This is a genomic window from Streptomyces lienomycini (genome assembly GCF_027947595.1).
GTDB classification, from domain to species: domain Bacteria; phylum Actinomycetota; class Actinomycetes; order Streptomycetales; family Streptomycetaceae; genus Streptomyces; species Streptomyces lienomycini.
In genome coordinates, this window is the sequence record NZ_CP116257.1 from 788,318 (window position 1) to 809,680 (window position 21,363).

Genomic DNA, 21,363 nt, shown 5'->3' on the forward strand with positions numbered 1-21,363 from the left:
GGCGACCGGGCGGCCGCGCGGGTAATTTCCGATTTCGGGCAGGGAAAGCCCGCTTCGTGACCGCTGCGCGGCCAAAGCTGCTCGTAGGCTGCCGCTTATGTGCGGAATCGTGGGATACGTAGGGCCTCAATCGGCACTCGATGTCGTGATGGCCGGACTGAAGCGCCTCGAATACCGGGGCTACGACTCGGCGGGCGTCGCCGTGCTCGCGGACGGCGGCCTCGCCACCGCCAAGCGGGCCGGCAAGCTCGTCAACCTCGACAAGGAACTGTCCGAACACCCGCTGCCGTCCGCCGCGACCGGCATCGGCCACACCCGATGGGCCACCCACGGGGGCCCCACCGACGCCAACGCCCACCCGCACCTCGACAACGCGGGCCGGGTGGCCGTGGTCCACAACGGCATCATCGAGAACTTCGCGCGCCTGCGGGCCGAGCTGGCGGAGCGCGGCCACGGCCTGGTCTCGGAGACCGACACCGAGGTCGTCGCCCACCTGCTCGCCGAGGAGTACTCCGCCCACGCCGACCTGGCCGAGTCGATGCGGCGGGTGTGCCGCCGGCTGGAGGGCGCGTTCACCCTGGTCGCCGTGCACGCGGACGCGCCGGACGTCGTGGTGGGCGCCCGCCGCAACTCGCCGCTCGTGGTGGGCGTGGGGGAGGGCGAGTACTTCCTCGCCTCGGATGTCGCGGCCTTCATCGCCCACACCCGGGACGCCGTCGAGCTGGGCCAGGACCAGGTCGTCGAGCTGCGCCGGGACGGCGTGCGGGTCACCGCCTTCGACGGCACCCCGGCGGACGTTCGCTCCTACCACGTCGACTGGGACGCGTCGGCCGCAGAGAAGGCCGGGTACGCCTCCTTCATGCTCAAGGAGATCGCCGAGCAGCCCAAGGCCGTCGCCGACACCCTCCTCGGCCGCGTCGACGGCTCCGGCACGCTGAGCCTGGACGAGGTGCGCATCCCGCCGGGGGTGCTCCGGGAGGTCGACAAGGTCGTCGTCGTCGCCTGCGGCACGGCCTTCCACGCCGGACTGATCGCCAAGTACGCCATCGAGCACTGGACGCGGATCCCCTGCGAGGTGGAGCTGGCCAGCGAGTTCCGCTACCGCGACCCGATCCTCGACCAGCGGACCCTGGTCGTCGCGATCTCCCAGTCCGGCGAGACCATGGACACCCTCATGGCCCTGCGCCACGCCCGCGAACAGGGCGCCCGGGTCCTCGCCATCTGCAACACCAACGGCTCCACCATCCCGCGCGAGTCCGACGCCGTGCTCTACACCCACGCCGGCCCCGAGGTCGCCGTCGCCTCCACCAAGGCCTTCCTCACCCAGCTCGTCGCCTGCTACCTGGTCGCCCTGTACCTGGGCCAGGTGCGCGGCACCAAGTACGGCGACGAGATCGGCGACGTCGTCCGCGACCTGTCCGGCATCTCCGGCGCCGTCGAACAGGTCCTGGGAACCATGGAACCGGTACGGGAACTGGCCCGCTCCCTCGCCCACAAGAACACGGTGCTCTTCCTCGGCCGGCACGTCGGCCACCCCGTCGCCCTCGAAGGCGCCCTCAAGCTGAAGGAGCTGGCGTACATGCACGCCGAGGGCTTCGCGGCGGGCGAGCTGAAGCACGGGCCGATCGCGCTGATCGAGGAGGACCTGCCGGTCGTCGTGGTCGTGCCGTCCCCGCGCGGACGCTCGGTCCTCCACGACAAGATCGTGTCCAACATCCAGGAGATCCGCGCCCGCGGCGCCCGCACCATCGTCATCGCCGAAGAGGGCGACGAGGCGGTCGCCCCCTACGCCGACCACCTCGTCCGGGTCCCCGCCACCCCGACGCTGCTCCAGCCGCTGGTCGCGACGGTGCCGTTGCAGGTCTTCGCCTGCGAGCTGGCGACGGCCCGGGGCAACGAGGTGGACCAGCCGCGCAACCTCGCGAAGTCGGTGACGGTCGAGTAGGCCCTCAGCGGTCGACGCCGGACAGCACGGTGACGACCCGGAAGCGCTCCAGGAGCGCGGGCGTCGCGTCGTCCACCGTGAACTCCGGTTCGTCCAGCGCCGCGCGCCTCCCCGCGCCGTGCCGGAACAGTTCGTGCCCCGCCCGGGGTTCGGCCACGCTCGTGGACCCCTCGCCCTCGTCGACCGCGTGGGCGAGGTCCACCTCGGCCGGCGCGGCCACGCGCACCGCCGTCGCCTCGATGACGGCGACGGGGCGGTCGGGCGAGTCGACGAACACTTCGCGGCGTCCGGGCTCCGGCAGCGGCTCGCCCGCGTGCCCGTAGGCGGCGACCAGGCCGGTCGTCGAGGTCTTCGAACCGTCGAGGATCGCCGCGACGAGCAGGTCGCGCAGCGGGCCGGGATCACGGCTCATGTGACCACCGCACTGGCGAGGTCCGCGCCCGAGCCCGGTTCAGTCCCCCCGGACATCCCGCCAGGCACGCGGGATCGCCGTCGCCACGTCGTGTGCGCCCGCCGGGGCGCCCTCCGCCGCGAAGCGGCCCGCCAGGCCGTGCAGGTACGCGCCCACGCTCCCCGCGTCCACCGCCGACAGCCCCGCCGCCAGCAGCGACCCCGCCAGCCCCGACAGCACGTCTCCGCTCCCGGCCGTGGCCAGCCACGACGTGCCGGTCGCGTTGACCCGCACCGGCCCGCCGTCCGGCCCCGCCACCACCGTCGTCGAGCCCTTCAGCAGCACCGTCGCCCCGTACCGCTGCGCCAGCTCCCGCGCCGAGGCCAGCCGGGCCGCCTCGACCTCCTCCCGGCCCACCCCGAGCAGCGCCGCCGCCTCACCCGCGTGCGGGGTCATCAGCGTCGGCGCCGTCCGCGCCCGTACCGCGTCCGCGTCGGCCAGCCGCAGCCCGTCCGCGTCGATCAGCACCGGCACCTCGGCCGCCAGCACCTGAGCCACCGTCGCCGCGTCGTCACCGGCGCCCGGTCCGACCACCCACGCCTGCACCCGCCCCGCCCGCTCCGGCCCCCGGTCGGACACGAGGGTCTCCGGGAAGCGGGCGATCACCGCGTCCCCCGCCGGGCCGACGTACCGCACCGCCCCGGCCCCGCCCCGCAGCGCGCCCGCGACGGCGAGCACGGCCGCGCCGGGGTAGCGGGCCGACCCGGCGGCGATGCCGACGACCCCGCGCCGGTACTTGTCGCTCTCCGCCGCGGGCACCGGCAGCAGCCGCGCCACGTCCGCGTGCTGCGGCGCCTCCAGTTCCGCCGCCTCCGCGGGCAGCGGCAGCCCGATGTCCACCAGCCGCACCGAACCCGCGTACTCCCGCGCCGGGTCGACCAGCAGCCCCGGCTTGTGCGTCCCGAACGTCACCGTCAGGTCGGCGCGGACCGCAGCCCCCCGCACCTCTCCGGTGTCCGCGTCGACGCCGCTCGGCAGGTCGACGGCGACCACGGCGGCCCGCGAGCGCGCGGCGGCGTCCGCCAACGGCACCGCCGCCCCCGCAGCCCGCCCCGGCCCCCGATACCGACGATCCCGTCGAGGACCAGATCGGCCCGCGCGATCCCGTCCAGCGCCGACGCCGACGCCGGAGCCGATGCCGGCTCGCAGTCCACCGTCCGGCCGCCCGCGCGCCGCAGCGCCGCCAGGCCCCCGCCGTGGGCCCGCTCCGGCGCGAGCAGCACCGCCGTGACGCCCGCCCCGCGCCGGGCCAGCCGCGCCCCCGCGTACAGGGCGTCGCCGCCGTTGTCGCCGCTGCCGACCAGCAGCACCACCCGGCTGCCGTAGACCCGGCCGGCCGTCCGCCCCAGCACCTGGGCGCAGGCGGCGGCCAGCCCGGCCGCGGCCCGTTGCATCAGCGCCCCCTCCGGCAGCCGGGCCATCAGCTCCCGTTCGGCGTTCCTGACCGTCTCCACGCTGTACGCAGTCCGCATGCCGTCGAGTCTTCCCCGTACGCGGCGCACACGCACGGCCCCGGACACCCCGCCCCGCGGGATGGGGGACAGTTGACCCATGAACGGCGACGACGAGACGGCACAGGTGATGACCTCGCTCGGGGCACGCCTGCGCGCCCTCCGCCGCGCCCGCGGGCTCACCCTGGCCCAGCTCTCCGCCGCCACCGGCGTCTCCGTGAGCACCCTGTCCCGGCTGGAGTCGGGGCAGCGCGAACCGGCGCTGCGGCACCTGCTGCCGCTGGCCCGCGCACACCGGCTGCCCCTCGACGAACTCGTCGGCTCCCGGACCGGCGACCCCCGCGTCCACCCGCGCCCCTTCACCCGGCACGGCCAGACCTGGATCCCCCTCACCCGCAACCCCAACGACGGCCTGCACGCCTACAAGCAGATCCTCCCCGCCCCGCCCACCCCGCGCACCGACCGGACACCGCGCCCCGAACAGGGGTCGCACGAGGGCCACGAGTGGCTCTACGTCCTCTCCGGCCGTCTCCTCCTCGCCCTCGGCGACCACGACCTGATCATCGCGGCCGGAGAGACGGCCGAGTTCGACACCCGCGTCCCGCACGGCCTCGCCAACGCGGGGGACCGGCCCGTCGAGTGGCTCGCCCTCTACGGCGCACAGGGCGAACGCATGCACATCCGGGTCCGCCCGGCCGCCGGTTGACCGCCGACCGGCCGCGCCGCGGGCGCTACCCCTCCGCGATCACCACCGCCGACGCGATCCCCGCGTCGTGGCTCAGCGACACGTGCCACGACGCCACCCCCAGCTCCGTCGCCCGCGCGGCCACCGTCCCCGTCACCCGCAGCCGCGGCCGCCCGCTGTCCTCGACGTACACCTCGGCGTCCGTCCACAGCAGTCCCGCCGGTGCGCCCAGCGCCTTGGCCAGCGCCTCCTTGGCCGCGAAGCGGGCGGCGAGCGAGGCGACGCCCCGGCGCTCACCGCTCGGCAGCAGCAGCTCGCTCTCCAGGAACAGCCGCCCCGCCAGGGCCGGCGTGCGCGCCAGCGACGCCCCGAACCGCTCGACCTCGGCCACGTCGATCCCGACCCCGATGATGCTCATGCCGGGCACCCTAACCACTCCCGGCTGCGTCGGGCGGGGGCGGTGGAGCGCTCTGAGAGACTGGGGGCACGATGAGTGAGACAGCTGCTCGGCGGGCCGCGGTACTGCGCGCCCGTGCCGAGATCGACCTGGCAGCCCTGCGGGCCAACGTACGCGCGCTGCGCGAACGGGCCCCCGGGGCCGCTCTCATGGCCGTCGTCAAGGCCGACGCCTACGGCCACGGCGCGATCCCCTGCGCCCGCGCGGCCGTCGAGGCGGGCGCGACCTGGCTCGGCACCGCCACCCCGCAGGAGGCCCTCGCGCTGCGCGCGCGGGCGGGACTGCCGGACGACGTGCGGATCATGTGCTGGCTGTGGACGCCCGGCGGCCCCTGGCGGGAGGCGGTCGAGGCCGGTCTCGACGTGTCCGTCGGCGCGACGTGGGCCCTGGACGAGGTCACCGACGCGGTCCGGCGGGCCGGTCTCCCCGCGCGCGTGCAGCTCAAGGCCGACACCGGGCTCGGCCGGGGCGGCTGCCAGCCCGGTGCGGACTGGGAGGAGCTGGTCGGTGCCGCCCGGCGGGCCGAGGAGGAGGGGCTGCTGCGGGTCACCGGCCTGTGGTCCCACTTCGCCTGCGCCGACGAACCCGGCCACCCCTCCATCGCCGCCCAGCTGACCCGCTTCCGGGAGATGACGTCCCACGCCGAGCGGCGGGGCCTGCGCCCCGAGGTGCGGCACATCGCCAACTCCCCGGCCACCCTCACCCTCCCCGACGCCCACTTCGACCTGGTACGCCCCGGCATCGCGATGTACGGCGTCTCGCCCAGTCCCGAGGTCGGCACCCCCGCCGACTTCGGACTGCGCCCCGCGATGACGCTGGCCGCCTCGCTGGCCCTGGTCAAGCAGGTCCCCGGCGGCCACGGCGTCAGCTACGGGCACCACTACACGACCCCCGGCGACACCACCCTCGGCCTGGTCCCGCTCGGCTACGCGGACGGCATCCCGCGCCACGCCTCCTCCACCGGCCCCGTCCTCGTCGACGGCAAGTGGCGCACGGTCGCGGGGCGGATCGCGATGGACCAGTTCGTCGTCGACCTGGGCGGGGACCGGCCGGATCCGGGCACCGAGGCGGTGCTGTTCGGACCCGGCGACCGCGGCGAACCCACCGCCGAGGACTGGGCCCAGGCGGCGGGCACCATCGCGTACGAGATCGTCACCCGGATCGGAACCCGCGTTCCGCGCGTCTACCTGAACGAGTGACGCGGACGACGGGTGGACCGAACGAGTGACGCGCCGGTCGGCGGAGTGACGCGCGGCGGGGTGAATCCGAATCAGCGGCCGGCGGACTCCGCGCGGCGGCCCGGCGAAGAGGAGCGGTGCACGTGAGCGAGAGCAACGGGGAGGCCGTCGCGGCGGCCGTCGCCTCCGCCACGGAGGCCGCCGGCGAGGTCGCCGCCGGGGGCTGGCGCCGGGCGACGGGCATCGCCGGGGTCGCGATAGGCGTGGTCGCGGCGGGCGCCGCGGCCGGAGTGGCGATAGAACGGCTCACCGTGGGCCGCGGGATGCGCCAGAAGGCCCGGCTGGCCCTCGACTCGGCGGGCCCGTACGGCGGGCTGCGCGGCACCCCCGGCACGGCCCGGGCCGACGACGGCACCGAGCTGTACTACGAGGTCGACGACATCGGCCCGGAGACCGAGGCGGCCCACGCCGGGCGCCGCAGGCGGTTGTTCGGCCGCAGGGAACCCGCCCCCGTGACCGTCGTCCTCAGCCACGGCTACTGCCTCAACCAGGACTCCTGGCACTTCCAGCGGGCCGCCCTCAGAGGCGTCGTCCGCACCGTGTACTGGGACCAGCGCAGCCACGGCCGGTCCGGGCGGGGCGTGGCCCAGACACGCGACGGCCTGCCGGTCACCATCGACGAACTCGGCCGCGACCTGAAGGCCGTGGTCGACGCGGCGGCGCCCGAGGGCCCGATCGTGCTCGTCGGGCACTCCATGGGCGGCATGACCGTGATGGCCCTCGCGGACGCGTTCCCCGAGTTCGTCCGCGAGCGCGTGGTGGGCGTCGCCCTCGTCGGCACGTCCTCCGGACGGCTCGGCGAGGTCAGCTTCGGGCTGCCGGTGGCCGGCGTCAACGCGGTGCGGCGGGTGCTGCCGGGCGTGCTCAAGGCGCTGGGGCAGCGGGCCGAGCTGGTGGAGAAGGGGCGGCGGGCGACGGCCGACCTGTTCGCCGGGATCATCAAGCGGTACTCGTTCGCGTCCCGGGACGTCGACCCCGCCGTGGCCCGGTTCGCCGAGCGGATGATCGAGTCGACGCCGATCGACGTCGTCGCCGAGTACTACCCGGCGTTCAACGACCACGACAAGACCGAGGCCCTCGCCCACTTCGCGGACCTGCCGGTCCTCGTGCTGGCCGGGGTGCGGGACCTGGTGACGCCGAGCGAGCACAGCGAGGCGATCGCCGACCTGCTGCCGGACGCGGAGCTGGTGCTCGTCCCCGACGCGGGGCACCTGGTGATGCTGGAGCATCCTGAACTGGTCACCGACCGCCTCGCCGACCTGCTCACCCGCGCGGGCGCGGTACCGGCAGCGACCGCCGCGGACGGCTGAGGGCTGCCCCGGACGGCTGACGGTTGCCGCGGACGGCCGGCGGCTGCCGCGGACGGCCAGCGGCTACCGTTGGCGGCTATGGAAGCACCAGCAGCGGCGCGGGGCCCGGCCGAGCCCGCCCCCGACGTCGAGATCACCGTCACCTCCCCCGACCGGATGCGGGAGCTGGGCCGCCGGCTGGCCGGGCTGCTGCGCGCCGGCGACCTGGTGATGCTCAGCGGTGAGCTGGGCGCGGGCAAGACGACGCTGACCCGGGGGCTCGGCGAGGGCCTCGGGGTGCGGGGCGCCGTCACCTCCCCGACCTTCGTGATCGCCCGCGTGCACCCCTCGCTCGGCGACGGCCCGCCCCTCGTCCACGTGGACGCCTACCGGCTGTCCGGCGGGCTGGACGAGATGGAGGACCTCGACCTCGACGTCTCGCTGTCCGACTCGGTGATCGTGGTCGAGTGGGGCGAGGGCAAGGTCGAGGAGCTGACCGAGGACCGGCTGCGGGTCCGCATCGACCGGGCCGTCGGCGACACCACCGACGAGGTGCGGCACGTGAGGCTGACCGGCATCGGCGAGCGCTGGGCCGCGGCCGACGTGCACTCCCTGGCCGGCTGAGCCGCCCCGCCGCGTCCGGCGCGCGGGATTTTCCGACAGGGCGTCGGCAAAATATTGCTTTCGAGGTCGTGCCCGTGGTCACATGGTATCCAGCACGTAGTTAGGCATGCCTTACTGCGCCCGCCCCCGACCTTCAGGAGGCGTCCATGCCGGAGAAGAGCCAGCCGCAGGCCCGCCCGAGGCCCCAGTCGCCCGCGCCCGCCGGGGTGTCGATGCGCGACCTGCTCGCGTCCTGCGCCGCGGCCGCGGCGGTCTCGACCCCGCCGCCCGCTCCCGAACCGGAGGCGTGCCGGCCCGTCCGGACCCACCGCGAGGCCGCCTGAGGCACCGAGGCCGTGGGACACCGACGCCGCCGGTGCGGCGTCAGGGGACGACGACGACCTGCTGCCCGATCGTCGCGAAACGCCAGATCGCCTCGCCGTCCGCGCGTGACGTGCGGACGCCGCCGGTGCGCTCGTCCGGGTCCGGCTTCGCCGTCGAGCCGTCGACCGCCGCGCTGAACCCGATCGCCACGCCCTGCGCGGTGGCGAAGCGCACCACGTGCTCGACGGGCACGCCGTCGGACCCGGTGACCCGGTTGGAGCGGGACGTGACGGTGTAGGCGCCGGGCGCCGGGTCGACCGTGCTGGGCGTGACCCGGAAGGTGCGCCGCACCCTGTTCCCGGACCCCACCAGCCACACGCGGTCGTCGTCGACCGAGTACACCACCCGCTCACCCGTCCCGGACCCCGCCGGGAGGGCGTCGGGGTGGCGCCGGTCGCGCGGCGCCTTGGGGGCGCCCGGCGCGGGCGTGCTGCTCGCCCGGGGCCGCTCGGGACCGGCCGGTGCGGCGACGGACGCCTGGTGTGCGAGGACGCCCACCGTGACGAGGGCGGCCGCGGTGAGGCCGGTGACGATACCGGCGCTGCTGCTTGCCACTGGCGACCACCTCGTCGTCGTACGCGTGCCTCGTGCTCGTGCTCGTGCGTCGCCCGTCGGGCGCCCGCTCCGGCGACGGTAGCAGTACGTGAGCGGGCGAACGCGGGGCGCGACACGGACCGGGCGGGCGGGGCCGCCGTCCTTCGCCGGGGACCGGAACCGGGCGTCCGACACGGGCCGTGCGGCGCCGTAGGCTGTTTGCGTGCTCTTGCTCGCTCTGGATACCGCCACGCCCGCCGTGACCGTCGCGCTGCACGACGGTACGGACGTCATCGCCTCGTCGAGCCAGGTGGACGCACGCCGGCACGGTGAGCTGCTGCTGCCCGCCGTCGACCGGGTGCTCACCGAAGCCGGTCAGCGCCTCGACGCCGTCACCGCCGTCGTCGCCGGTACCGGCCCCGGCCCGTACACGGGGCTGCGCGTCGGCCTGATGACCGCGGACACCTTCGGGCTCGCGCTCGGCGTGCCCGTGTACGGCGTGTGCACGCTGGACGGCCTCGCCCGCGCCGCCGACCTGGAGGGCCCCTTCGTCGTGGCGACCGACGCCCGCCGCAAGGAGGTCTACTGGGCGCGGTACGCCGACTCCCGCACCCGCCTCACCGACCCCGCGGTGGACCGCCCCGCCGACATCGCCGAGCAGGTGGCCGGGCTCCCGGCCGTCGGCGCCGGCGCCCTGCTCTACCCTGACACCTTCCCCCGGGCCCACGAGCCCGAGCACGTGTCCGCCGCCGCCCTGGCCCGGCTGGCCGCCGAGCGGCTGGCGGCGGGGGAGGAGCTGCCCGCGCCCCGGCCGTTGTACCTGCGCAGGCCCGACGCCCAGGTCCCCAAGAACTACAAGGTGGTCACCCCCAAGTGACCGAGTCAGCCACTTCCGGCCCCGCCCGGTCCACGTCCGCCGCACTGCGCGAGATGCGCTGGTGGGACATCGACCCCGTGCTCCGCATGGAGCGGGAGCTGTTCCCGGAGGACGCCTGGTCGCGGGGGATGTTCTGGTCCGAGCTGGCCCACGCGCGCGGCCCCGGGGCGACCCGGCGGTACCTGGTCGCCGAGGAGGACGGCCGCGTCGTCGGCTACGCGGGCCTGGTCACCTCCGGCGAGCAGGCCGACGTGCAGACCATCGCCGTCGCCCGCGACCACTGGGGCTCCGGACTCGGCGCCCGGCTGCTGACCGAACTGCTGCGCGCCGCGACCGACTTCGAGTGCACCGAGGTGCTCCTGGAGTGCCGGGTCGACAACACCCGCGCCCAGCGCCTCTACGAGCGCTTCGGCTTCGAGCCCATCGGCTTCAGACGCGGCTACTACCAGCCGGGCAACGTGGACGCCCTGGTGATGCGCCTGACCGACCCCTCCACCTCCGTACCGGGAACCGAACGAGGAACCGACAACCATGGCTGACTCACGCGACGAGCCCCTCGTCCTGGGGATCGAGACCTCCTGCGACGAGACCGGCGTCGGTGTCGTGCGCGGCACCACCCTGCTGGCGGACGCCGTCGCGTCCAGCGTCGACGAGCACGCCCGCTTCGGCGGCGTCGTCCCGGAGGTGGCCAGCCGCGCCCACCTGGAGGCGATGGTGCCCACCATCGAGCGCGCCCTCGAGGAAGCGGGGGTGAGCGCCCGCGACCTCGACGGCGTCGCCGTCACCGCGGGCCCCGGCCTCGCGGGCGCCCTGCTGGTCGGCGTCTCGGCGGCGAAGGCGTACGCCTACGCGCTCGGCAAGCCCCTCTACGGCGTCAACCACCTCGCCTCGCACATCTGCGTCGACCAGCTCGAACACGGCGCGCTGCCCGAGCCGACGATGGCCCTGCTGGTCTCCGGCGGGCACTCCTCCCTGCTGCTGTCCACGGACATCACCTCCGACGTCCGCCCCCTCGGCGCCACCATCGACGACGCGGCCGGCGAGGCCTTCGACAAGATCGCCCGGGTGCTGAACCTGGGCTTCCCCGGCGGCCCGGTCATCGACCGGTACGCGCGCGAGGGCGACCCGAACGCCATCGCCTTCCCGCGCGGTCTGACCGGCCCGCGCGACGCGGCGTACGACTTCTCCTTCTCCGGCCTGAAGACGGCCGTGGCCCGCTGGATCGAGGCGAAGCGGGCGGCGGGCGAGGACGTGCCGGTGCGCGACGTGTCGGCCTCCTTCCAGGAGGCGGTCGTGGACGTGCTGACCCGCAAGGCGGTGCGGGCCTGCAAGGACGAGGGCGTCGACCACCTGATGATCGGCGGCGGCGTGGCCGCCAACTCCCGGCTGCGGGCCCTGGCCCAGGAGCGCTGCGAGGCGGCGGGCATCCGGCTGCGGGTGCCCCGCCCCAAGCTGTGCACGGACAACGGCGCGATGGTCGCCGCGCTCGGCGCCGAGATGGTCGCCCGCAACCGGGCCGCCTCCGACTGGGACCTCTCGGCCGACTCCTCCCTCCCGGTGACGGAACCGCACGTCCCCGGCCGCGCCCCCACGCACAGCCACCACGGCCACGACCACGTTCACGAAGTGAGCAAGGAGAACCTGTACTCGTGACCGTCGCGCTGATGTGGGAGGCGCGGGCCGTCGCGGGCCGGGGCGAGGAGCTGCTGGCCTGGGCGCGTCGGCAGGAGCTTCCCCGCCGCCCCCTGCGCCGGGAGACCCTGCGGGCCCCGCAGGACCGCGTCCTCGTCATCACCTGGTGGGACGCCGCGTACGACGCCGACGTCCCGGAGCTGCCCGAACCGGACGGGGGACTGGTCACGCGGGCGGTGCACCGGTGGCGGTTCGAGTCGGTCGGGAACGACGACCCCCGAACCGAATGATTCGTTCTTCATGTCGAATGTTTTGAGGGGTCCCGGTTCACCGGCCCCTGCGTCAGGGAGCCGCATGGGGTTACGATCGCCGCCATGACATCCCCGCAGCCCGCTGAAACCCGGACGCAAAAGCGGTCCGCGCAGACCGCGACCCTCGCCGAGATCGCGCGTGAGGCCGGTGTGTCGGCGCCGACTGTTTCGAAGGTGCTCAACGGCCGCGCCGACGTCGCCCCGTCGACCCGGGCCCGGGTGGAGGATCTGCTGCGCGCCCACGGCTACCGGCGCAGGCGTGCCGAATCGAGCCGTTCGCCCCTGATCGACCTGGTCTTCCACGAGCTGGAGAGCGCCTGGGCGATGGAGGTCATCCGGGGCGTGGAGAACGTGGCGCGGGACACCGGGCTCAGCGTCGTGCTCTCCGAGAGCGCGGGCCGCCTCACCCCGGGCCGCACCTGGGCCGACCAGGTCGCCGCCCGCCGGCCGCACGGCGTGATCCTCGTCCTGTCCGGCCTCGACGAGTCCCAGCGGGCCCTGCTCACCAGCCGCTCCATCCCGTTCGTGGTGATGGACCCGGCCGGCGACCCGGGCGCCGACGTGCCGTCCATCGGCGCCACCAACTGGCAGGGCGGACTCGCCGCCACCCGGCACCTGGTCGACCTCGGCCACACCCGCATCGGCGCGATCAGCGGGCCCACCCGCATGATGTGCAGCCGCGCCCGCGTCGACGGCTACCGGGCCGCCCTGGAGACGGCGGGGCTGCCCGTCGACCCCGACCTGATCGTGACCGGCGACTTCCACCACGAGGCCGGCTACCGGCAGGGCCTGGAACTGCTGCGCCGCCCGGACCGGCCGACCGCCGTCTTCGCGGGCAACGACCTCCAGGCGCTCGGCCTGTACGAGGCCGCCCGCGAGCTGGGGCTGCGCATCCCGGAGGACCTGAGCGTGGTCGGCTTCGACGACCTGCCGGTGGCCCGCTGGGTGGGGCCGCCGCTGACGACCGTACGGCAGCCGCTGATGGAGATGGCCGAGGCCGCGGCGCGGCTGGTCCTGGACCTCGGGCGGGACGACGGCTCCCCGTCGGCGACCCGGGTGGAGCTGGCCACCAGCCTGGAGGTGCGCAGCAGTACGGCCGCGCCCCGGTCGCCCCGGACCGTCTGAGGGACGCGGCGGTCCCCGAAGTCTGAGAATTTCCGCAGAAGCCCGACCCGCGTGTTCCCGTTTCAACAATTCGGACTTATGTTCCTTCCGGCGGGCATCCGGACGGGGACGCGGACGGTACGGCACGGGCGGGGGCTGACGCATGGCGGCGCGGGGCGGGCAGGGCGGGCGGGGCGGGCGCTCGAAGGGGCTGAGAGCGGCGGGCCTGGCCCTGGCGGGCGCCCTGCTGCTCGGATGTGCCGCGGCGGGCTGGGCCTACTGGCACCTGAACGGCAACATCAGAAGCGTCGACATCAACGGCGCGCTCGGCGACGACCGGCCCGCCCGCCCCGCCACCGTCCCCTCCGCCTCGCCCTCCGCGTCCCCGGTGCCCACCGGAGCCCTGAACATCCTCGTCCTCGGCTCCGACTCGCGCGGCGGCGAGCAGAACCAGGCACTCGGCGGCGGCGACAGCGGGGGCGCCCGGTCCGACACGGCGATGGTCGTCCACCTCGACGCCGGCCGCACCGCCGCCACCGTCGTCAGCATCCCCCGCGACACCCTCGTCGACCGCCCGTCCTGCCCGCTGCCGTCCGGCGGCACGACCCGGGAGGCGAGCGGCGCCATGTTCAACACCGCCTACGAACTGGGCGGTCCGGTCTGCGCGGTGAAGACCGTCGAGTCGCTCACCGGCGTCCGCATGGACCACTACCTGGAGATCGACTTCTCGGGCTTCGCCGGTCTGGTCGACGCGCTCGGCGGGGTCACGGTCACCACGGACGTGGACATCGACGACGACAAGAGCCACCTGCACCTGGACGCCGGCACCCACCACCTCGACGGCACCGAGGCCCTCGGGCTGGCCCGCACCCGCTACGGGCTGGAGGGCGGCAGCGACCTCGCCCGGATAGGGCTCCAGCAGAACCTGGTCAAGGCGCTCCTCGAGCAGGTCTCCGCCACCGACCTGCTCACCGACCCCGCGCGGCTCTACCAGGTCGCCGACGCGCTCACCGGCAGCCTCACCACCGACACCGGCCTCGACTCGCTGGGCGAGTTGACGACCCTCGGCCGCAGCATCGTGGGCCTCGCCGCGGACGACGTGCGCACCGTGACGATGCCGGTCCTCCCCGCGCCCTCCGACCCCAACCGGGTGGTGGCGGACCAGCCGGACGCCGCCGACCTGTGGAGATCCCTGCGCTGAGGAATTTCTTCGGGCGAGGGGGCGGCAGGTGTCGATCCACGGCGTGCCCGTTCGACGCAAGGGGTGAGAGGCCGGGAGGAACCCCGGCCGCCGACCACCCCGAGGAGCCACCATGCCCCGCTACCTGTCGCTCATCCGCATCGAGGAGTCCGACACCCCCGCCGGCCCCAGCCCCGAGCTGATGCAGCGGATGGAGAAGCTGATGGAGGAGATGACCAAGGCCGGTGTCCTGCTCGACACGGCCGGGCTGACCCCGACCGCCCAGGGCACCCGCGTCCACTACGAGGGCGGACAGCTCTCCGTCACCGACGGCCCCTTCACCGAGTCCAAGGAGGTCGTCGGCGGCTACGCCCTCCTCCAGGCCAAGGACCGGGCCGAGGCCGTCGAGTGGACCAAGCGCTTCCTGAAGGTCCACGAGGAGCACTGGACGGTGACCTGCGAGGTGCGGGAGCTGATGGAGGGCTGAGGCGGAGAACCCGGCCGGAGAGCCGCCGCAGAGCGCCGAGTTCCGCTGTGCCCCGGCGGCCCGAGGGTGTTGCATGGTGGGCTGTGCAGCCGCAACCCACCGCAGCCCTCGAAACCGTCTTCCGGCTGGAGTCGCCCCGCGTGATCGCCGGCGTCGCCCGGATCGTCCGGGACGTCGGCATCGCCGAGGAACTCACCCAGGACGCCCTGGTCGCGGCCCTGGAGCAGTGGCCCCGGGACGGCGTGCCCGACAATCCGGGCGCCTGGCTCATGACCATCGCCCGCCGCCGCGCCGTCGACCTGGTCCGGCGCCGGGAGAACTACGCCCGCAAGCTCGCGGAGATCGGCCGCGAGCTGCCCGCCTCGGCGCCCGCGCCCGAGGAGCCCGCCGACCCGGAGGACATCGACGACGACCTGCTGCGGCTGGTCTTCACCGCCTGCCACCCGGTGCTGTCCGCCGAGGCCCGCATCGCCCTCACCCTCCGCCTGCTCGGCGGCCTGACCACCCCCGAGATCGCCCGCGCCCGCCTCGTCCCCGAACCCACGGTCGCGCAGCGCATCGTCCGCGCCAAACGCACCCTGGCCAGGAAGAACGTGGCCTTCGAGGTGCCGTACGGGCCGGACCGCGAGGCCCGACTCGGCTCGGTCCTGGAGGTCATCTACCTGATCTTCAACGAGGGCTACGCGGCCACCGCCGGCGACGACTGGCTCCGCCCCGCCCTGTGCGAGGACGCCCTGCGCCTGGCCCGCGTCCTTGCCGCCCTGATGCCCAAGGAACCCGAGGTCCACGGCCTGGCCGCGCTGCTGGAGTTCCAGTCCTCCCGCACCGCGGCCCGCACCGCCCCCGACGGCGAGCCGGTCCTGCTGAAGGACCAGAACCGCCACCGCTTCAACCGCCTGCTCGTCGCCCGCGGCATCACCGCCCTCGACCACGCCCACGCCACCACCGGCCCAGGCGGCCCCGGCCCGTACGTCCTCCAGGCCGCGATCGCCGCCAGCCACGCGACGGCCCCCACCTACGAGGAGACCGACTGGCCGCGCATCGCCGTGCTCTACGGCCTGCTCGCCGCCCGCACACCGTCCCCGGTGGTGGAACTCAACCGGGCGGTCGCCGTCTCGATGGCCGAGGGCCCGGCCCCCGCCCTGGCCCTCGTCGACGCCCTCGCCGCCGCACCGGCCCTGCGCGACTACCACCTGCTCCCCAGCGTCCGCGGCGACCTCCTGCTCCGCCTGGGCCGCACGGCGGAGGCCCGCGAGGAGTTCGAACGGGCCGCCACCCTGACCCGCAACGCCCGCGAAAGCGCACTCCTGCGGCGCCGGGCGCGGGAGGCGACCGATTAACGTGCCGGGTGCCCGATCAGCATCGTCGGCGCCCCCGCGACCCGCGTCAGGAACACGGTCGCGGCGTTCGGCCCCTGCGGTCTGACCTTCTTCCGCAACTCCTCCGGCTCGACCGCCGACCCCCGCTTCTTCACGGTCAGCGTGCCGACCCCGCGCTCCCGCAGCAGCGCCTTCAGCTTCTTGACGTTGAACGGCATCACGTCGGTGATCTCGTACGCGGTGGCGTACGGCGTGGGCCGCAGGTCGTCCCCGGTGACGTACGCGATGGTCGCGTCGATCAGCCCGCCGTCCAGGTCCGCGGCGACCTCGGCGACCAGGTGGGCGCGGATGACGGCGCCGTCCGGCTCGTACAGGTACCTCCCGACCGGGCGGGCTTCGGGGTCCGGCAGCATGGTCGCGGGCGTCGCGTAGATCCCCGCCCCGGAGGGCAGCAGCGTCGCCCGCCGCGCCCCCGGCGTCACGTCCGGGCCGAACCACAGCACGGCCTCCTTGACGTCCCCGCCGTCCGAGACCCACTCGGCCGTCGCCTCCGGGGGGATCGCCTCGTGCGGAATACCCGGCGCGATCTTCAGCAGGCCGAGCGGCGCCCCGAGCGCGGCGGACACGGCCCAGGACAGGGGAGGGGAGTACGCCTCCGGGTCGAAGATCCGGCCGCGCTTGGAGGAGCGCCGTGCCGGATCGACGAACACCGCGTCATACGCGCCCGTGTCCACCTCCGTCACGTCCGCCTCGCGCACCTCGATCAGCTCGGCGAGGCCGAGCGCGTCGGTGTTGGCGCGGGCCGCCGCGGCGGTGACCGGGTCGCGGTCGACGGCGAGGACCCGGATGCCGGCGCGGGCGAACGCGATCGCGTCGCCGCCGATCCCGCAGCACAGGTCCGCCACGGACCGCACCCCGAGCGCCCGGAGGCACTCGGCCCGGTACGTCGCCACGCTCGCCCGCGTCGACTGCTCCACCCCGTTCGGCGTGAAGAACATCCGCCCGGCGTCCTCGGCCCCGAACTTCGCCACCGCCCGCTGCCGCAGCCGCGCCTGCCCGAGCGCCGCCGACACCAGCTCGGCGGGGTGCGCGCGCCGCAGCCGGGTGGCGACCGCCAACTCCCGCGCGGGGTCGGTGTCACGCACCTCGTCGAGGAGGGCGCGGCCTTCGGGAGTGAGGAGGAAGTCGAGGTCGGTCACCGGGTCATTGTGGGCCAGTCGGTGGACGGTGTGCCTCCGGCGCGGTGTCGGGCCGGGTTCGACGGCCGGGGACTGCGAGGATCCCGCACCATGCGAGCAGTCGTACAAAATGACAAAAGTCGGGCGCAGTGCGTGCTTCGGACACCCCGCCCCGTACTCCGCAGACGCGGAGCGACCGTCACCGCCGCCCTCGCCCTCGCCGTCGCAGTCCTAGCCGCCGGCTGCGCCCAGGACGAGGCCCCCGACGTACGGGGCGCGGCCGGCCAGCAGGCTCCCGGCGCACCTCCGGCCCGCGCGGTGGACGGCGCCGCCAAGGCCCGCGAGGCCCGCGCCGCCCTGGTCGCCGCCGCCAAGCGCTGGAAGCTCGACAAGGTCCCGCTGACCGCCCCCGCGCCCCCGGCGAAGAAGCCGGAGATCAAAGCCCGCGAGGGCTTCGAGGTGGACGGCCAGGAGACCGAGAACCTCCCGCCCGTCTTCACCACGGTCCCCACCGAGGAGAAGATCGTCTTCCTCACCATCGACGACGGCGCCGAGAAGGACCCGGCGTTCCTGAAGATGATGAGCGAGCTGAAGGTCCCGTACACCGTCTTCCTCACCGACGAGGAGATCAAGGACGACTACGGCTACTTCAAGAAGATGCAGGCCCAGGGCATCACCCTCAACAACCACACCCTGAGCCACCCCTACCTCCCCGGGCTCTCCTACGAGGACCAGAAGCGGGAGATCTGCGGCATGCAGGACGTGATGGAGAAGCACTACGGCAAGCGCCCCACGCTCTTCCGCCCGCCCTTCGGCAACTACAACCACGACACCCTGCGCGCCGCCAAGTCGTGCGGCATCGAGTACGCCCCGATCTGGAGCGAGGAGGTGTACGTCGACCACTGGGAGTACCGCGAGTGGGACCAGGACCTGCACCCCGGCGACATCGTCCTCACCCACTTCCGGGGCACCGACGACTGGGACGGCACCATGACCGACATGGTCCGCCGCTTCCTGGACCGCGTCACCGCCGAGGGGTACGCGGTGGCCCGCCTGGAGGACTACCTGTGAGCCGAGGGCGGTTCGGCCCGGCCGGCGCCGCCCTGGCCGCCCTCCTGCTTCCGCTGCTCCCGCTGACCGGCTGCGCCCGTCCCACCGCCCCCGTCGGCCGGGCGGCGGCGGGGGAGCCCGCCCAGGACGCCGACCGGGGCCGGACCCTGCCGCCCGTCGTGGACCACGTCCGCACCACCGACCCGGTCGTCTTCCTCACCTACGACGACAGCGCCGAACGCGCACCCGCCCTCACCGCCCTGATCCGCGCACGCCGGCTTCCGGTCACCCTCTTCCTCACCGACGACGTCGCGGGACCGGCGTACGCCGAACTGGCCCGGCTGCGCCCGTTCGGCGCGAGCCTGCAGAACCACACCCTCGAACACCGCTCCCTGCGCGGCCTGCCCCGCGCCGGCCAGCGCGCCGAGATCTGCGGCCAGCAGACCAAGCTCAGGTCCCGCTTCGGCGTCCGCGCCCACCTCTTCCGCCCGCCGCACGGCACGTACGACACCACGACCCTGCGCGCCGCCGCCGACTGCGGCATCACCGCCGTCGTCCTGTGGCGTGCCACCCTCGACGCCCGCGGCGACCTCGCCTACACCCGCGGCGAGCACCGCCTGCACCCCGGCGACATCGTGGCCGTCGACCCGGACGACCCGACCGCCGCGAACCTGGCGGCGCGCACGGAACGTCTGCTGAGGACGATCGAGGAGCAGGGGCTGCGGGTGGGCGACCTGGAAAGCTACCTGTGATCGCAGCCCGTCCGGCGTTTGAGGACGAGGCCGTCCAGGCCGAAGCGGGGGCCTGGGGGCGGCAGCCCCCAGCGAGCCCGGCACCGACGCAGGGTGCCTCCACAAACCGGCGTTCACCCGAAATCTCCACCGACGCGCCGCCGGCATTGGCACTCCGCTTGACCGAGTGCTAACCACAGTCATAGTCTCGGCTCTGGCACTCCCCACTGGAGAGTGCCAACTACGCGACGGGCAGGTCCGGCACCCGCGACGACGGATCCACCTGGTCGCCACCTCAGACAGTTAACCCCGTGAGATCTCCGAAGGGGGAGGTCGGATCGTGACGACCACCAGCTCCAAGGTTGCCATCAAGCCGCTCGAGGACCGCATTGTGGTCCAGCCGCTCGACGCCGAGCAGACCACGGCTTCGGGCCTGGTCATTCCGGACACCGCCAAGGAGAAGCCCCAGGAGGGCGTCGTCCTGGCCGTGGGCCCGGGCCGCTTCGAGGACGGCAACCGTCTTCCGCTCGACGTCAGCGTCGGCGACGTCGTGCTCTACAGCAAGTACGGCGGCACCGAGGTGAAGTACAACGGCGAGGAGTACCTCGTCCTCTCGGCCCGCGACGTGCTCGCGATCGTCGAGAAGTAGAAGCAGTTCCCTGCTTCGCTTCGCTTCACCGAAGCACCTTGTATTTCTGCTGCGCCCCTGACTCCCGCTACCACCAAGAAGCCGGGCGCCGGGGGCGCAGTGCCGTATAACCCCAAGATTTCCGGAAGAGGGCTCACGCTCCCATGGCGAAGATCCTGAAGTTCGACGAGGACGCCCGTCGCGCCCTCGAGCGCGGCGTCAACAAGCTTGCCGACACGGTGAAGGTGACGATCGGCCCCAAGGGCCGCAACGTCGTCATCGACAAGAAGTTCGGCGCCCCCACCATCACCAACGACGGTGTGACCATCGCCCGTGAGGTCGAGGTCGAGGACCCGTACGAGAACCTCGGCGCCCAGCTGGTGAAGGAGGTGGCGACCAAGACCAACGACATCGCGGGTGACGGCACCACCACCGCGACCGTGCTCGCCCAGGCGCTGGTGCGCGAGGGCCTGCGCAACGTCGCCGCCGGTGCTTCCCCGGCGCTGCTGAAGAAGGGCATCGACGCGGCCGTCGCCGCCGTGTCCGAGGACCTCCTCGCCACCGCCCGCCCGATCGACGAGAAGTCCGACATCGCCGCCGTGGCCGCGCTGTCCGCCCAGGACCAGCAGGTCGGCGAGCTGATCGCCGAGGCGATGGACAAGGTCGGCAAGGACGGTGTCATCACCGTCGAGGAGTCCAACACCTTCGGTCTGGAGCTGGACTTCACCGAGGGCATGGCCTTCGACAAGGGCTACCTGTCGCCGTACTTCGTGACGGACCAGGAGCGCATGGAGGCCGTCCTCGACGACCCGTACATCCTGATCAACCAGGGCAAGATCTCCTCCATCGCGGACATGCTGCCGCTGCTGGAGAAGGTCATCCAGGCGAACGCCTCGAAGCCGCTGCTGATCATCGCCGAGGACCTGGAGGGCGAGGCGCTCTCCACCCTCGTCGTCAACAAGATCCGCGGCACCTTCAACGCGGTGGCCGTCAAGGCCCCCGGGTTCGGCGACCGCCGCAAGGCGATGCTGCAGGACATGGCCGTCCTCACCGGCGCCACCGTCATCTCCGAGGAGGTCGGCCTCAAGCTCGACCAGGTCGGCCTCGAGGTGCTCGGCACCGCCCGCCGCATCACCGTCACCAAGGACGACACCACGATCGTCGACGGTGCCGGCAAGCGCGACGAGGTCCAGGGCCGCATCGCCCAGATCAAGGCCGAGATCGAGAACACGGACTCCGACTGGGACCGCGAGAAGCTCCAGGAGCGCCTCGCGAAGCTGGCCGGCGGCGTGTGCGTGATCAAGGTCGGCGCCGCCACCGAGGTGGAGCTGAAGGAGCGCAAGCACCGTCTGGAGGACGCCATCTCCGCGACCCGCGCCGCGGTCGAGGAGGGCATCGTCTCCGGTGGTGGCTCCGCGCTGGTCCACGCCGTCAAGGTCCTCGAGGGCAACCTCGGCAAGACCGGCGACGAGGCCACCGGTGTCGCGGTCGTCCGCCGCGCCGCCGTCGAGCCGCTGCGCTGGATCGCCGAGAACGCCGGCCTGGAGGGCTACGTCATCACCTCCAAGGTCGCCGAGCTCGACAAGGGCCAGGGCTTCAACGCCGCCACCGGCGAGTACGGCGACCTGGTCAAGGCCGGCGTCATCGACCCGGTGAAGGTCACCCGCTCCGCCCTGGAGAACGCCGCGTCCATCGCCTCCCTCCTCCTGACGACCGAGACCCTGGTCGTCGAGAAGAAGGAAGAGGAAGAGCCGGCCGCCGCGGGCCACGGCCACGGCCACGCCCACTGAGCGCTGCGCTGAGCTGAGCCGAACGGTGCCCGGTCCCCT

Annotated in this window: 22 protein-coding genes and 1 pseudogene; 18 read left to right on the forward strand and 5 right to left on the reverse strand. The window is 74.0% G+C overall.

Going from position 1 to position 21,363, the window contains the following annotated elements:
• The first annotated feature begins 97 nt into the window (after positions 1-97).
• Entirely contained in the window at positions 98-1,945 is a 1,848-nt protein-coding gene (gene glmS, locus BJ961_RS03830) for a glutamine--fructose-6-phosphate transaminase (isomerizing) (RefSeq protein WP_271319886.1), read from the forward strand.
• Positions 1,946-1,949: 4 nt separating this feature from the next.
• Here the strand turns inward: glmS and BJ961_RS03835 are convergent, their stop codons facing one another.
• Positions 1,950-2,357 (reverse strand): ASCH domain-containing protein, encoded by a 408-nt coding sequence (locus BJ961_RS03835; RefSeq protein WP_271319887.1) that lies wholly within the window; start codon positions 2,355-2,357, stop codon positions 1,950-1,952.
• Positions 2,358-2,396: 39 nt separating this feature from the next.
• Positions 2,397-3,868: pseudogene (locus BJ961_RS03840) on the reverse strand (NAD(P)H-hydrate dehydratase).
• 79 nt (positions 3,869-3,947) lie between these two features.
• Here BJ961_RS03840 and BJ961_RS03845 point away from each other — a divergent pair.
• On the forward strand, positions 3,948-4,553 hold the full coding sequence (locus tag BJ961_RS03845) for an XRE family transcriptional regulator (RefSeq protein ID WP_271319888.1): 606 nt from the start codon (positions 3,948-3,950) through the stop codon (positions 4,551-4,553).
• A gap of 25 nt (positions 4,554-4,578) precedes the next feature.
• On the opposite strand, the gene BJ961_RS03850 is transcribed toward BJ961_RS03845, so the two are convergent.
• The gene (locus tag BJ961_RS03850; protein WP_271319889.1) at positions 4,579-4,950 is read right to left on the reverse strand and encodes a holo-ACP synthase; all 372 of its coding nucleotides are present in this window, start codon (positions 4,948-4,950) and stop codon (positions 4,579-4,581) included.
• A gap of 71 nt (positions 4,951-5,021) precedes the next feature.
• Between BJ961_RS03850 and alr the strand changes: the two genes are divergently transcribed.
• From alr to BJ961_RS03870, 4 genes are all read left to right on the forward strand, one after another.
• Entirely contained in the window at positions 5,022-6,188 is a 1,167-nt protein-coding gene (gene alr / locus BJ961_RS03855) for an alanine racemase (protein WP_271319890.1), read from the forward strand.
• A 122-nt stretch (positions 6,189-6,310) separates the two neighbouring features.
• Positions 6,311-7,537 (forward strand): alpha/beta fold hydrolase, encoded by a 1,227-nt coding sequence (locus BJ961_RS03860; RefSeq protein ID WP_271319891.1) that lies wholly within the window; start codon positions 6,311-6,313, stop codon positions 7,535-7,537.
• A 78-nt stretch (positions 7,538-7,615) separates the two neighbouring features.
• The gene (gene tsaE, locus BJ961_RS03865; RefSeq protein ID WP_271319892.1) at positions 7,616-8,140 is read left to right on the forward strand and encodes a tRNA (adenosine(37)-N6)-threonylcarbamoyltransferase complex ATPase subunit type 1 TsaE; all 525 of its coding nucleotides are present in this window, start codon (positions 7,616-7,618) and stop codon (positions 8,138-8,140) included.
• Between the two features lie 146 nt (positions 8,141-8,286).
• Complete coding sequence (locus tag BJ961_RS03870; protein WP_271319893.1) at positions 8,287-8,463, forward strand: hypothetical protein; 177 nt, start codon at positions 8,287-8,289, stop codon at positions 8,461-8,463.
• 40 nt (positions 8,464-8,503) lie between these two features.
• Here the strand turns inward: BJ961_RS03870 and BJ961_RS03875 are convergent, their stop codons facing one another.
• On the reverse strand, positions 8,504-9,058 hold the full coding sequence (locus BJ961_RS03875; RefSeq protein ID WP_271319894.1) for a hypothetical protein: 555 nt from the start codon (positions 9,056-9,058) through the stop codon (positions 8,504-8,506).
• 202 nt (positions 9,059-9,260) lie between these two features.
• Here BJ961_RS03875 and tsaB point away from each other — a divergent pair, with 202 nt between their 5' ends.
• From tsaB to BJ961_RS03915, 8 genes are all read left to right on the forward strand, one after another.
• A complete protein-coding gene (gene tsaB, locus BJ961_RS03880) occupies positions 9,261-9,914 on the forward strand; it encodes a tRNA (adenosine(37)-N6)-threonylcarbamoyltransferase complex dimerization subunit type 1 TsaB (RefSeq protein ID WP_271319895.1) in 654 nt (217 codons plus the stop codon).
• Between the two features lie 53 nt (positions 9,915-9,967).
• The gene (gene rimI / locus BJ961_RS03885) at positions 9,968-10,453 is read left to right on the forward strand and encodes a ribosomal protein S18-alanine N-acetyltransferase (RefSeq protein ID WP_271416954.1); all 486 of its coding nucleotides are present in this window, start codon (positions 9,968-9,970) and stop codon (positions 10,451-10,453) included.
• Positions 10,446-11,567, forward strand: coding sequence for a tRNA (adenosine(37)-N6)-threonylcarbamoyltransferase complex transferase subunit TsaD (tsaD, locus tag BJ961_RS03890; protein ID WP_271319896.1), 1,122 nt, complete (start codon positions 10,446-10,448; stop codon positions 11,565-11,567). The genes rimI and tsaD overlap by 8 nt, the downstream gene beginning before the upstream one ends.
• Complete coding sequence (locus BJ961_RS03895) at positions 11,564-11,836, forward strand: hypothetical protein (protein ID WP_271319897.1); 273 nt, start codon at positions 11,564-11,566, stop codon at positions 11,834-11,836. The genes tsaD and BJ961_RS03895 overlap by 4 nt, the downstream gene beginning before the upstream one ends.
• A gap of 84 nt (positions 11,837-11,920) precedes the next feature.
• Entirely contained in the window at positions 11,921-12,982 is a 1,062-nt protein-coding gene (locus tag BJ961_RS03900; RefSeq protein ID WP_271319898.1) for a LacI family DNA-binding transcriptional regulator, read from the forward strand.
• A 142-nt stretch (positions 12,983-13,124) separates the two neighbouring features.
• Positions 13,125-14,162 carry an LCP family protein gene (locus BJ961_RS03905; protein WP_271319899.1) on the forward strand — a complete coding sequence of 346 codons (1,038 nt, stop codon included), beginning with the start codon at positions 13,125-13,127 and terminating at the stop codon, positions 14,160-14,162.
• A 112-nt stretch (positions 14,163-14,274) separates the two neighbouring features.
• Entirely contained in the window at positions 14,275-14,628 is a 354-nt protein-coding gene (locus BJ961_RS03910; protein WP_271319900.1) for a YciI family protein, read from the forward strand.
• An 83-nt stretch (positions 14,629-14,711) separates the two neighbouring features.
• On the forward strand, positions 14,712-15,968 hold the full coding sequence (locus BJ961_RS03915; RefSeq protein WP_271319901.1) for an RNA polymerase sigma factor: 1,257 nt from the start codon (positions 14,712-14,714) through the stop codon (positions 15,966-15,968).
• On the opposite strand, the gene BJ961_RS03920 is transcribed toward BJ961_RS03915, so the two are convergent.
• Entirely contained in the window at positions 15,965-17,146 is a 1,182-nt protein-coding gene (locus tag BJ961_RS03920; protein WP_381157938.1) for a THUMP-like domain-containing protein, read from the reverse strand. The two genes, BJ961_RS03915 and BJ961_RS03920, sit on opposite strands and share 4 nt — an antisense overlap.
• 90 nt (positions 17,147-17,236) lie before the next feature.
• Between BJ961_RS03920 and BJ961_RS03925 the strand changes: the two genes are divergently transcribed.
• The 4 genes from BJ961_RS03925 to groL all read left to right on the forward strand — a co-directional run bounded on the left by BJ961_RS03925 (position 17,237) and on the right by groL (position 21,324).
• Positions 17,237-18,196, forward strand: a complete 960-nt coding sequence (locus tag BJ961_RS03925; protein ID WP_271319903.1) for a polysaccharide deacetylase family protein — start codon at positions 17,237-17,239, stop codon at positions 18,194-18,196.
• On the forward strand, positions 18,193-18,927 hold the full coding sequence (locus tag BJ961_RS03930) for a polysaccharide deacetylase family protein (RefSeq protein WP_271319904.1): 735 nt from the start codon (positions 18,193-18,195) through the stop codon (positions 18,925-18,927). Before BJ961_RS03925 ends, BJ961_RS03930 begins: the two co-directional genes overlap by 4 nt.
• Before the next feature lie 319 nt (positions 18,928-19,246).
• Positions 19,247-19,555: a co-chaperone GroES gene (gene groES / locus BJ961_RS03935; protein WP_003974211.1), complete on the forward strand. Its 309-nt coding sequence runs from the start codon at positions 19,247-19,249 to the stop codon at positions 19,553-19,555.
• Positions 19,556-19,698: 143 nt separating this feature from the next.
• Complete coding sequence (gene groL / locus BJ961_RS03940) at positions 19,699-21,324, forward strand: chaperonin GroEL (RefSeq protein WP_271319905.1); 1,626 nt, start codon at positions 19,699-19,701, stop codon at positions 21,322-21,324.
• The last annotated feature ends 39 nt before the right edge of the window (positions 21,325-21,363 follow it).